This window comes from Pseudomonas sp. Q1-7, from assembly GCF_028010285.1.
Lineage (GTDB): Bacteria > Pseudomonadota > Gammaproteobacteria > Pseudomonadales > Pseudomonadaceae > Metapseudomonas.
Map to the genome: position 1 here is coordinate 1648588 of NZ_CP116304.1, position 12031 is coordinate 1660618.

Genomic DNA, 12031 nt, shown 5'->3' on the forward strand with positions numbered 1-12031 from the left:
GGTGGTCCGGCGCGGGATCGGCCGGGCCACCTTTGCCCGCGAGGCCTTCTTGCAACCTGTTGCAAGGCCATCGGCAACGCTGGTTAAAGCTAGAGCCCTAGAGCCTGCTGTCAAATGGCTATCGATCGACCGCTTTGTCCATTCAGCCCGCCGTTTCCGCCTCCTCCTCCGGTGGGCTCACATAACGGTGGGCGCCGCAGCGCAGGCAGCGCTGGCAGATCATGGGCACGGCGCCCACTGCGGTACGGAAACCCTCGGTCCATTGGCAACCGAGCAGAAAGCAACGAATACGCATGGCTCCTCCCCCGGGGGCGTACCCCCTGGTTCGTTCGGGCAGTGGTGGATGGAACTGCACTTGCCTTGTTCTTGTTGGAGGCATGGATCGCGGCCGAGCATCGGTCGGGCGCTCTAGAACGAACAACCTAAAGGGGCAGGCGGGCCTACCGCCGGTCGGGCGGCGTCATTTCACGCCCTTGTCCTCGATCGGGTCGGTATCGAACAGGTTCTCCAGTTCAGCGCGGGCTTCGCGGGCGGTCTGGATCATCGCAGCGTCGTCGTCGTAGACCTTGTGCTGGGCGGCCAGCACGTCCTCGTCATGACGCTGGAAGCGGCGGATACGGGCGTCGGCCTGGTCTTCGTCGAGACCCAGGCCGAGCAGGGCCAGGCGGCTCATCTCCAGGGCGGAATGAAAGGTTTCGCGCACCGGGATGGCGTCCAGGTCGAGCAGGCGGTGGACGTGCTGGCGGTTGCGCGCGCGGGCGATGACCTTGAGGTGCGGGTAGAGGCGCTTCACCCGCTCGGTGAGCTTGAGGTTGGTGTCCGGGTCGTCGGTGGCGACGATGAGGAATTCGGCCTTGTCCACCTTCGCCGCGCGGAGGATTTCCGGGCGCAGCGGGTCGCCATAGTAGACGGGCATGCGGCCCAGGCTGCGGCCGTATTCGATCATTTCCACGGCGGTGTCCAGCGCTACGTAGGGCACGCGCTGGGCGCGCAGCACGCGGGCGATGATCTGCCCCATGCGCCCCATGCCGGCCACCACCACGCGCGGGTCGTCGCTCTCGATCCGTTCGAACTCCGGCGGCACCGCCCCCGGCGCCGAGGGAACGTCGAGCCGGCCGAACAGGGCCATCACCAGCAATGGCGTGATCGCCATGGACAGGGTGATGCCGAGCACCAGCAGGCCGTGCAGGTGGGCGTCGAGCATGCCGTGCTCGAAGGCCAGCTTGAACACCACGAAGGCGAACTCGCCACCGGCCGCCAGGATGATGCCCAAGCGCAGCGCATGGGCTCGCGCCAGGCCGCCGGAGAAACGTCCCACCAGATAGAGCAGCGGCAGTTTCACCAGCATCAGCACCAGGGTCAGCGCCAGAACCGCGAAGGTCTCGTCGACCAGCAGGCCGAGGTCGGCGCTCATGCCCACGCTCATGAAGAACAGGCCCAGCAACAGGCCCTTGAACGGCTCGATCTGCGATTCCAGCTCGTGGCGGTACTCCGAGTCCGCCAGCAGCAGGCCGGCGATGAAGGCCCCCAGGGCCATGGAGACGCCGGCCAGTTCCATCAGCCAGGCGGTACCGATCACCACCAGCAGGGAGGTGGCGGTGGACACTTCCTTCAGCCCGGCCTTCAGCACGGTGCGGAAGATCGGCCGCAGCAGGTAGCGACCGCCGACGATCACCACGCCGATGCTGGTCAGTGCCAGGAGGATATCCGGCAGCTCGACCCGGTCCGTGTCCAACTGGCCGGTGCCGCTGAGCAACGGCAGCAGGGCGATCATCGGGATGGCGGCGATGTCCTGGAACAGCAGGATGGCGAAGGCCAGCCGGCCGTGGGGGTTGGTCACTTCCCGGCGTTCGGCCAGTATTTGCAGGCCGAAGGCGGTGGAGGACAGGGCCAGGCCGAAACCCAGCACGGCGGCGGTGTTCAGGTCCTTGGCGAACACCAGCCAGGCCATCAGGCCGAAAACCAGCGCGGTGAGCAGCATCTGCGCGAGACCGGCGCCGAATACCGAGTGGCGCATCACCCACAGCCGCCTGGGCGACAGCTCCAGGCCGATGATGAAGAGCAGCAGCACCACACCGAGCTCCGACAGGTGGGCGACGCTCGCCGGATCGGTGACCAGGCGCAGCACCGAAGGGCCGATCAGTACCCCGGCCAGCAGGTAGCCGAGCACGGAGCCCAGTTGCAAACGCTTGGCCAGGGGGACGGTGATTACGGCGGCGAACAGGAACACCACCGCAGCCTGCAGCAGGCTGCCGTCATGGGACATGGGTCACTCCTTGGTCTGACTGCATGAGGGGTCGACATCTTAGTGCCGGGAGGAATCCGCGGAGGGGCTTCGCGCCAATCTGACGTGCTTCCCCCGCGTCACGTACCGGCGAGGTTGCCGTAGCGGGTGATCGGCGCATGGGGTGGATCTCGCTATTCACACCCACCAGCGGAGTATAGGGGAACCCCGATGCCGGGCCGGTGAGACGCGGTCCGTCCTGCGGGGTGAAGGCTCGGGACGCAGCGGGTGTCGTCCTTCCTATCCGTCGGCGGAGCCCCAGTGAACCGCGAAGGGGGCGCGGCAGGGTGCAGGCGACTCACCGCGCCGCGCTCACCCCTTCCAGCGTGGCAAACGAGGTGTCCTTGGCGGTCAGCAGGAAGTCGCGCATGAAGGGCGCATCCAGCATGTCGGCGCGGATCGCCGCGTGGAGCGTGCAATACAACCCCTTCTCGCCCAGGCGCCTGGCGGTGACATAGCCGCGCGAGCTGTACTCGTGCAGTGCCCAGTTGGGCAGGCAGCAGACGCCGCGGCCGCTGGCCACCAGTTGCATCATCATCACCGTGAGTTCCGAGGTGCGTACCTGGGCCGGTTCCACGTCGGCCGGCTCCAGGAAGCGGGTGAAGATGTCCAGGCGGTCGCGCTCCACCGGGTAGGTGATCAGGGTCAGGCTGGCCAGGTCTTCGGGCACGATGAAGGGCTTGCCCGCCAGGGCGTGCTGGTTGTCCACCGCCAGCAGGGCCTCGTAGGTGAACAGGGGCACGTAGGTGATGCCGGCCAGGTCCACCGGGTCGGCGGTCACCACCAGGTCCAGGTCGCCGCGGGCGAGGGCGGGCAGGGGGGCGAAGGAGAAACCCGAGGCGAGGTCCAGCTCCACTTCCGGCCAGGCGTCGCGGAACTGGTCGATGGTGGGCATCAGCCACTGGAAGCAGCTGTGGCATTCGATGGCCATGTGCAGGCGGCCGGCAGTGCCACCGGCCAGGCGTGCCAGGTCGCGCTCGGCGCTGCGCAGTTGCGGCAGCAGGCTGTCGGCCAATTGCAGCAGGCGCAGGCCGGCGCTGGTGAAGCGCACGGGCTTGGTCTTGCGCACGAACAGCTGCATGCCCAGGCGCTCCTCCAATTCCTTGAACTGGTGGGAGAGGGCGGACTGGGTCAGGTGCAGGCGGTCGGCGGCTTCCACCAGGCTGTCAGCCTCGCGCAGCGCATGCAGGGTCTTGAGATGGCGCAGTTCGAGCACGGCGGTCTCCATGAAGAAAATTTGAGATCAACGCGAATTTGTTGAGTTTGTCTCAAGTGGCGGGGCCTGTCGACAATGCCGCCATCACGTTCATGGAGATTCGACACATGGCCTTGTCCCATTCCCTTGGCTTTCCGCGCATCGGTCGCGACCGCGAACTGAAAAAGGCACTGGAAGCCTTCTGGAAACACGAGCTGGATGAGACCGGCCTGCGCGCCGTCGGCCGCCGGCTGCGTGCCGAGCATTGGCAATTGCAGAAGGATGCCGGCATCGAACTGCTGCCGGTGGGTGACTTTGCCTGGTACGACCAGGTGCTGACTCACTCCCTGACCTTCGGCGTCATCCCCGAGCGTTTCCGCTCCCATGCCGGCAAGCCCGACCTGCAGACCCTGTTCGCCATGGGCCGTGGCGCCGTGGCGACGGACCGCAGCGACAGCTGCTGTGGCGGCGCTCACGCGCAGGAGATGACCAAGTGGTTCGACACCAACTACCACTACCTGGTCCCCGAGTTCTCCGCCGACCAGCAGTTCGCCCTCGGTTGGGAGCAACTGTTCGAGGAAGTGGAGGAAGCCCAGGCCCTGGGACACAAGGTCAAGCCCGTGGTGATCGGCCCGCTGACCTACCTCTGGCTGGGCAAGGCCAAGGGGGCTGCCGCTGAAACCGAGGGCTTCGACAAGCTGGAGCTGCTGGAGCGCCTGCTGCCGGTGTACGGAGAAATCTTCCAGCGTCTGGCCGCCCAGGGCGTGGAGTGGGTGCAGATCGACGAGCCGATCCTGGTGCTGGACCTGCCCCAGGACTGGAAAAACGCCTTCGAGCGCGCCTACAACCTGCTGCAGAAAGAGCCGCTGCGGAAGTTGATCGCCACCTATTTCGGCGGTCTGGAGGACAACCTCGGCCTGGCCGCCGGCCTGCCGGTGGACGGCCTGCACATCGACCTGGTGCGCGCGCCCGAGCAGTTCCCGACCATCCTCGACCGCTTGCCGGCCTACAAGGTGCTTTCGCTGGGCGTGGTGAACGGCCGCAACGTCTGGCGTTGCGACCTGGAAAAGGCCCTCGACGTACTGCGTCACGCCCACGAACGCCTGGGCGAGCGCCTCTGGGTGGCGCCGTCCTGTTCACTGCTGCACAGCCCGGTGGACCTGAGTCGCGAAGACAAACTGGATGCCGAGTTGAAGAGCTGGCTGGCCTTCGCCGTGCAGAAGTGCGGGGAAGTCGCCGTGCTGGCCCGCGCCCTTGCCGAGCCCGAGGCCCCCGCCGTGCTTGAAGCCCTGGCCCGGAGCCGCACCGTGCAGGCCAGCCGCGCGGCCTCGCCGCGTATCCACAAGCCCGCGGTGCAGGCTCGCGTCGCCGCCCTGCGGCCGGAGGACAGTCAGCGCGCCTCGCCCTTTGCCGAACGCATCGAGACGCAGCGGGCGCGCCTCTACCTGCCGGCCTTCCCGACCACCACCATCGGTTCCTTCCCGCAGACCTCCGCCATCCGCCTGGCGCGTCAGGCGTTCAGGCAGGGCAGGCTGTCCCTGGCCGAATACACCGAGGCCATGCGCAGTGAAATCCGCCACGCGGTGGATGTGCAGGAGAAGCTGGGGCTGGACGTGCTGGTGCACGGCGAGGCTGAGCGCAACGACATGGTGGAGTACTTCGCCGAGCAACTGGATGGCTACGCCTTCACCCGTTTCGGCTGGGTGCAGAGCTACGGCTCCCGCTGCGTGAAGCCGGCGGTGATCTACGGCGACCTGAGCCGCCCGAAGGCCATGACCGTGGAGTGGATCACCTACGCCCAGGGCCTGACTGCCAAGTGGATGAAGGGCATGCTGACCGGCCCGGTGACCATGCTGATGTGGTCCTTCCCGCGCGAGGATGTGTCCCGCGAAGTGCAGGCCAGGCAACTGGCGCTGGCCATTCGCGACGAAGTGCTGGATCTGGAAGCGGCCGGCATCCGCATCGTGCAGATCGACGAAGCGGCGTTCCGCGAGGGGCTGCCGCTGCGCCGGGCCCATTGGCAGGCCTACCTGGACTGGGCCACCGAGGCCTTCCGCCTGACCGCCAGTGGCGTGCGGGACGAGACCCAGATCCACACCCACATGTGCTACAGCGAGTTCAACGACGTGATCGAATCCATCGCCGCCATGGACGCCGATGTCATCACCATCGAAACCTCGCGCTCGGACATGGAGCTGCTGGATGCCTTCGAGGCCTTCGCCTACCCGAACGAGATCGGCCCGGGTGTCTATGACATCCACTCGCCGCGCGTGCCGGACAGCGGCGAGATGGCCAAGCTGCTGCGCAAGGCCGCCGGGCGCATCCCCGCCGAGCGGCTCTGGGTCAACCCGGACTGCGGCCTGAAGACCCGCGCCTGGCCGGAAACCGAAGCCGCGCTGGTGAACATGGTGGCGGCGGCGCGGCAACTGCGGGTGGAGTTCGCCTGAGGGCAGGTCGTCGGGGCGAGCTGCCGTCAGCCGCGGTAGTAGCGCTGCGGCACGAAGGGGGTCTTGGCGACTTTCATCGCCACGCGCTTGCCGCGCACCAGGGCCCAGACCTCGGTGTCCAGGGCGGCCTGCTCGGCGGCCAGGTAACCCATGGCCACCGGCGCGCCCAGGCTGGGGCCGAAGCCGCCGCTGGACACGCGGCCGATCACCGCGCCCGCGGCGTCGACGATTTCCGCGCCTTCGCGCACCGGCACGCGCTCCTGAGGCAGCAGGCCGACGCGCTTCTCGGCGACGCCGTCGCGCTGCTGGGCGAAGAGGCGCCCGGCGCCGGGGAAGTTGCCGGCGCGCGCGCCGTCGGCGCGGCGGGCCTTGGAGATGGCCCAGGCCAGGCTGGCCTCGATGGGGGTGGTGGCGCTGCTCATGTCGTGGCCGTAGAGGCACAGGCCGGCTTCCAGGCGCAGCGAGTCGCGGGCGCCGAGGCCGATCGGCTGGACTTCCGGCTGGGCCAGCAGGGTGCGCGCCAGGGCCTCGGCCTGGGCCGCGGGCACGGAGATCTCGTAGCCGTCTTCGCCGGTGTAGCCGGAGCGGCTGACGAAGCATTCGACGCCTTCCAGGCGCACGCTGCCGAACTGCATGAAGGTCATCTTCTTCACGTCCGGCGCCAGGCGGCCGAGCACTTCGACGGCGGCGGGCCCCTGCAGGGCCAGCAGCGCGCGGGACTCGAACAGCGACTCGATCGCGCACTGCTCGCCGAGGTGCTGCCGGAGGTGGGCCAGGTCCTGCTCCTTGCAGGCGGCGTTGACCACCAGGAACAGCTGGTCTTCGGCCAGGCGGGCGACCATCAGGTCGTCGAGGATGCCGCCGTTGTCGTCGGTGAACAGCGCGTAGCGCTGGGTGCCCACCGGCAGGTCGAGGATGTCCACCGGCACCAGGCTTTCCAGGGCGCGGGCGGCATGCTCGCCACGCAGGAGGATCTGGCCCATGTGGGAGACGTCGAACAGGCCGGCCTGCTCGCGGGTGTGCAGGTGCTCCTTGAGCACGCCGAGGGGGTACTGCACCGGCATGGCGTAGCCGGCGAAAGGCACCATGCGGGCGCCGAGTTCGAGGTGCAGGGCGTGCAGCGGGGTGTGGGCGAGAATCTCAGTGGTCATCGGTCACTCCAATCGGGTTGTTCCTTTCTCCCGTTGGGCGACGACGCCCCCTCTCCCGCTGGCGGGAGAGGGCCGGAGAGAGGGTGATAGGACTCAGCGGTACACGGGGAAGTCGGCGCAGAGGCCGGCGACCTGCCTGGCCACCTGGGCCTCGACATCGGCATCGCCGAGGTGGTCGAGGATGTCGCAGATCCAGCCGGCCAGTTCGGTGCTCTGGGCTTCCTTGAAGCCGCGGCTGGTGATGGCCGGGGTACCGATGCGCACGCCGGAGGTCACGAAGGGCGACTGCGGGTCGTTGGGCACGGCGTTCTTGTTCACGGTGATGCCGGCGCGGCCAAGGGCGGCGTCGGCTTCCTTGCCGGTCTTGCCCTGCTTGATCAGGCTGACCAGGAACAGGTGGTTGTCGGTGCCGCCGGAGACCACGTCGTAGCCGCGCTCGACGAACACCTGGGCCATGGCCTGGGCGTTCTTGATCACCTGGGCCTGGTAGTCCTTGAAGCCGGGTTCCAGGGCTTCCTTGAAGCACACCGCCTTGGCGGCGATCACGTGCATCAGCGGGCCACCCTGGGCACCGGGGAATACGGCGGAATTGAGTTTCTTCTCGATCTCTTCGTTGGCTTTGGCCAGGATCAGGCCGCCGCGCGGGCCGCGCAGGGTCTTGTGGGTGGTGGTGGTGACCACGTCGGCGAAGGGCAGCGGGTTCGGGTACAGGCCGGCGGCGACCAGGCCGGCGACGTGGGCCATGTCGACGAACAGCAGCGCGCCCACCTTGTCGGCGATGGCGCGAAAGCGCGGGAAGTCCAGGGTTTTCGAGTAGGCGGAGAAGCCGGCGACGATCATCTTCGGCTTGTGCTCGATGGCCAGGCGCTCGACTTCATCGTAGTCGATCAGCCCGGTGGCGGTGTCCAGGCCGTACTGCACGGCGTTGTACAGCTTGCCGGAGGAGGACACCTTGGCGCCGTGGGTCAGGTGGCCGCCGTGGGCCAGGCTCATGCCGAGGATCGTGTCACCGGCATTCAGCAAGGCCAGGTACACGGCGCTGTTGGCCTGGGAGCCGGAGTGCGGCTGGACGTTGGCGTAGTCGGCGCCGAACAGCTGCTTGGCGCGGTCGATGGCCAACTGCTCGACCTTGTCGACGAACTCGCAACCACCGTAGTAGCGCTTGCCCGGATAGCCTTCGGCGTACTTGTTGGTCAGCGCGCTGCCCTGGGCCTCCATCACCTGCGGGCTGGTGTAGTTTTCCGAGGCGATCAGCTCGATATGGTCTTCCTGGCGCCGGGCCTCCTGGCGGATGGCCTCGGCCAGGACCGGGTCGAAGTCGGAGAGGGTGAGGCTCTTGTGGAACATGGGTCGGTTTCCTTCTTGTTCGGTTTTTGGGGCAAAAACCTTGTAGGAGCGAATTCATTCGCGAAGGGCTGCGCAGCAGCCCCCTGAAAGCTTGATCGCGAATGAATTCGCTCCCACGGACGGTCGGGTCAGGCGTCCTGGTAGGCCTCGATGGACGGGCAGGCGCAGACCAGGTTGCGGTCGCCGTAGACGTTGTCGACGCGGCCCACCGGCGGCCAGTACTTGCCGTCCACCAGGCTGGCGGTGGGGTACACGGCCAGTTCGCGGCTGTAGCGGTGGGGCCATTCGCCGACCAGCTCCTGCGCGGTGTGCGGGGCGTTCTTCAGCGGGTTGTCGTCCCGGTCCAGTTCGCCGCTCTCCACCGCGCGGATTTCCTCGCGGATGCGGATCATGGCGTCGCAGAAGCGGTCCAGCTCTTCCTTGGACTCGCTCTCGGTGGGCTCGATCATCAGGGTGCCGGGCACCGGGAAGGACATGGTCGGCGCGTGGAAGCCGTAGTCGATCAGGCGCTTGGCGACGTCGTCGACGCTGATGCCGCTGGTTTCCTTGAGCGGGCGCAGGTCGAGGATGCACTCGTGGGCCACCAGGCCGTCGGCGCCGCTGTAGAGCACCGGGTAGTGCTCTTCCAGGCGGCGGGCGATGTAGTTGGCGTTGAGGATCGCCAGCTGGGTGGCGCGGCGCAGGCCGTCGCCGCCCATCATGCGGATGTACATCCAGGTGATCGGCAGGATGCTGGCGCTGCCGAAGGGCGCGGCGCTGACCGCGCCTTGCTTGCGCGCCATCTGCGCGTGGCCGGGCAGGAAGGGCGCCAGGTGGGCCTTCACGCCGATCGGGCCGACGCCCGGGCCGCCACCGCCGTGGGGGATGCAGAAGGTCTTGTGCAGGTTCAGGTGGGACACGTCGCCACCGAACTGGCCCGGGGCGCAGAGGCCGACCATGGCGTTCATGTTGGCGCCGTCGATGTACACCTGGCCGCCGTTGGCGTGGATGATCTCGCAGATCTCGCGGATGCCTTCCTCGAACACGCCGTGGGTGGAGGGGTAGGTGATCATGATCGCGGCGAGGCGGTCCTTGTGCTCCTCGGCCTTGGCCTTGAGGTCGGCGATGTCGACGTTGCCGCGGGCATCGCAGGCGGTCACCACCACGCGCATGCCGACCATGCTGGCGGTGGCCGGGTTGGTGCCGTGGGCCGATTGCGGGATCAGGCAGATGTCGCGCTGGTCGTCGCCCCGGCTCTGGTGGTAGGCGCGGATCGCCAGCAGGCCGGCGTACTCGCCCTGGGAGCCGGCGTTGGGCTGCAGGGACACGGCGTCATAGCCGGTGGCCTGGCAGAGCATGGCTTCCAGTTCGGTGGTCAGTTCCTGGTAGCCGGCGCTCTGCTCGGCGGGGGCGAAGGGGTGCAGGGCGCCGAACTCGGCCCAGGTCACCGGGATCATCTCGCTGGCGGCGTTCAGCTTCATGGTGCAGGAGCCCAGCGGGATCATGCTGCGGTCCAGCGCCAGGTCCTTGTCGGCGAGCTTGCGCAGGTAGCGCATCAGCTCGGTTTCCGAGTGGTAGCGGTTGAACACCGGGTGGCTGAGGATCGCGCTCTGGCGCAGCAGGGCGGCCGGCAGGCGGCTGGCGACGGACGCGGCGAGGGCGGCGAAGTCCGGCAGGGCCTGGCCGTTGGCGAAGATCGCCCAGAGGGCCTCGACGTCGGCCTGGGTGGTGGTTTCGTCGAGGGACAGGCCGAGGCGGTTGGCGTCCACTTCCCGCAGGTTGATGCGCTGGGCGCGGGCCTTACCGTGCAGCTCGGCGGTCTGCTCGCCGGTGGCCAGGGTCAGGGTGTCGAAGAAGTGCTGCTGCTCGACGCTGACGCCGAGCTGGGCCAGGCCGTCGGCCAGGACCGCGGTCAGCTGGTGCACGCGACGGGCGATGCGGGTCAGGCCCTGCGGGCCGTGGTAGACGGCGTACATGCTGGCGATGTTGGCCAGCAGCACCTGGGCGGTGCAGATGTTGCTGGTGGCCTTCTCGCGGCGGATGTGCTGCTCGCGGGTCTGCATCGCCAGGCGCAGGGCCGGCTGGCCGTGGCGGTCGATGGAGACGCCGACCAGGCGGCCGGGCATGTCGCGCTTGAAGCTGTCGCGGGTGGCGAAGTAGGCCGCGTGCGGGCCGCCGAAGCCCAGCGGCACGCCGAAGCGCTGGGCGCTGCCGAGGGCGACGTCGGCGCCGAACTCGCCGGGCGGGGTCAGCAGGGTCAGGGCCAGCAGGTCGGCGGCCACGGCGACCAGGGCGTTGGCGGCGTGGAAGCGCTCCACCAGTGCGCGGTAGTCGAAGATGTCGCCGTCGGCGGCCGGGTACTGCAGCAGGGCGCCGAAGTAGGCGCTGGCATCGCCGATCTCGCGCTCGTCGCCGATCACCACCTCGATCCCCAGGGGCTCGGCGCGGGTGCGCAGCACGTCGAGGGTCTGCGGGTGGCAGTGCCGGGAGGCGAAGAAGGCGTTGCTGGCCTTGTTCTTCGACAGGCGCTTGCAGAAGGTCATGGCCTCGGCGGCGGCGGTGCCTTCGTCGAGCAGCGAGGCGTTGGCCACCGGCAGGCCGGAGAGGTCGCTGACCAGGGTCTGGAAGTTCAGCAGGGCTTCCAGGCGGCCCTGGGAGATTTCCGGCTGGTAGGGGGTGTAGGCGGTGTACCAGGCGGGGTTTTCCAGCAGGTTGCGCAGGATCGGGCTGGGGGTGTGGCAGGGGTAGTAGCCCTGGCCGATATGGCTCTTGAACAGCAGGTTCTTGCCGGCGATGGCCTTGATCGCGGCGAGGGCTTCGGCCTCGCCCTGGCCGGCCGGCAGGTCGAGCACGCTGGTGCCCTTGATGCTGGCGGGCACCACCCTGGCGATCATCGCCGTCAGGCTGTCGAAGCCGAGCATTTCGAGCATGGCGCGGATATCGGCGTCACGCGGGCCGATATGGCGGGCGATGAATTCGTTGCGTGTGTCCAGGGGGAACTGGGCGAGGCTCATGGCGGTTCCTCCGGCTCAGGCGTTGGCGGCAAGGAAGGCGTCGTAGCCGGCCTGGTCCATCAGGTCGTTCAGGACTTCGGGGTTATCCGGGCGGAAGCGGAAGAACCAGCCGTCGTTCATGGGGGCTTCGTTGACCCGCTCGGGGCTGTCGGCCAGTGCCTGGTTCACCTCCAGCAGTTCGCCGGTCAGCGGCATGGCGATGGTGCTGGCGGCTTTCACCGATTCCAGCACGGCGACTTCCGCGCCCTGTTCATAGCGCCCGGTGTCGGGCAACTGGACGAACACCACGTCGCCCAGGGCTTCCTGGGCGAAGCTGGTGATGCCGACGGTCACTTCGCCGTTCGCTTCGATGCGCAGCCATTCGTGCTCGGGAGTGAAACGCAGGATGGTCATGGGGCTTCCTCTTGTTATCCGGTCGGTTCCGAGCATTGGCTCGGCTGATGGAGCAAGAGCAAGTGCAGTGCCAGTTGTTAAAACATATTAAATATCAATGTATTAGCGTGTTTATGGCGGTCGGGTGAAAAGGCGTGTGGAGCGATATCGCTCCATGGCCACTGCGCGCTTTCAACCGCCTGGGACGAGGGGAGCCCCGGAAGACGGGACTTGAAGGGCGG

General features: G+C 67.8%; 8 protein-coding genes. 1 reads left to right on the forward strand and 7 read right to left on the reverse strand.

What is annotated here, in order from left to right:
* Window positions 1–142: 142 nt before the first annotated feature.
* The 3 genes from PJW05_RS07665 to metR form a co-directional block, all read right to left on the reverse strand.
* Complete coding sequence (locus PJW05_RS07665; RefSeq protein ID WP_271411119.1) at window positions 143–295, reverse strand: PSPA7_2676 family Cys-rich small protein; 153 nt, start codon at window positions 293–295, stop codon at window positions 143–145.
* A gap of 165 nt (window positions 296–460) precedes the next feature.
* A complete protein-coding gene (locus tag PJW05_RS07670) occupies window positions 461–2266 on the reverse strand; it encodes a monovalent cation:proton antiporter-2 (CPA2) family protein (protein WP_271411120.1) in 1806 nt (601 codons plus the stop codon).
* Between the two features lie 316 nt (window positions 2267–2582).
* A complete protein-coding gene (gene metR, locus PJW05_RS07675; protein WP_271411121.1) occupies window positions 2583–3500 on the reverse strand; it encodes a transcriptional regulator MetR in 918 nt (305 codons plus the stop codon).
* 107 nt (window positions 3501–3607) lie between these two features.
* On the opposite strand from metR, the gene metE reads away from it, so the two are divergent.
* On the forward strand, window positions 3608–5926 hold the full coding sequence (gene metE, locus PJW05_RS07680) for a 5-methyltetrahydropteroyltriglutamate--homocysteine S-methyltransferase (RefSeq protein ID WP_271411122.1): 2319 nt from the start codon (window positions 3608–3610) through the stop codon (window positions 5924–5926).
* A gap of 26 nt (window positions 5927–5952) precedes the next feature.
* Here metE and gcvT read toward each other — a convergent pair whose 3' ends face one another.
* The 4 genes from gcvT to gcvH all read right to left on the reverse strand — a co-directional run bounded on the left by gcvT (window position 5953) and on the right by gcvH (window position 11810).
* Window positions 5953–7077, reverse strand: a complete 1125-nt coding sequence (gene gcvT, locus PJW05_RS07685; RefSeq protein ID WP_271411123.1) for a glycine cleavage system aminomethyltransferase GcvT — start codon at window positions 7075–7077, stop codon at window positions 5953–5955.
* A gap of 93 nt (window positions 7078–7170) precedes the next feature.
* Window positions 7171–8424: a serine hydroxymethyltransferase gene (gene glyA, locus PJW05_RS07690; RefSeq protein WP_271411124.1), complete on the reverse strand. Its 1254-nt coding sequence runs from the start codon at window positions 8422–8424 to the stop codon at window positions 7171–7173.
* 128 nt (window positions 8425–8552) lie between these two features.
* A complete protein-coding gene (gene gcvP / locus PJW05_RS07695) occupies window positions 8553–11417 on the reverse strand; it encodes an aminomethyl-transferring glycine dehydrogenase (RefSeq protein ID WP_271411125.1) in 2865 nt (954 codons plus the stop codon).
* A 15-nt stretch (window positions 11418–11432) separates the two neighbouring features.
* Complete coding sequence (gene gcvH / locus PJW05_RS07700) at window positions 11433–11810, reverse strand: glycine cleavage system protein GcvH (protein WP_271411126.1); 378 nt, start codon at window positions 11808–11810, stop codon at window positions 11433–11435.
* Window positions 11811–12031 lie beyond the last annotated feature (221 nt).

Coding starts and splice junctions, on each gene's coding strand:
- PJW05_RS07665 (WP_271411119.1), bottom strand. CDS start 295: ATGCGTATTCGTTGCTTTCTGCTCGGTTGCCAATGGACCGAGGGTTTC.
- PJW05_RS07670 (WP_271411120.1), bottom strand. CDS start 2,266: ATGTCCCATGACGGCAGCCTGCTGCAGGCTGCGGTGGTGTTCCTGTTC.
- metE (WP_271411122.1), top strand. CDS start 3,608: ATGGCCTTGTCCCATTCCCTTGGCTTTCCGCGCATCGGTCGCGACCGC.
- gcvT (WP_271411123.1), bottom strand. CDS start 7,077: ATGACCACTGAGATTCTCGCCCACACCCCGCTGCACGCCCTGCACCTC.
- glyA (WP_271411124.1), bottom strand. CDS start 8,424: ATGTTCCACAAGAGCCTCACCCTCTCCGACTTCGACCCGGTCCTGGCC.
- gcvP (WP_271411125.1), bottom strand. CDS start 11,417: ATGAGCCTCGCCCAGTTCCCCCTGGACACACGCAACGAATTCATCGCC.
- gcvH (WP_271411126.1), bottom strand. CDS start 11,810: ATGACCATCCTGCGTTTCACTCCCGAGCACGAATGGCTGCGCATCGAA.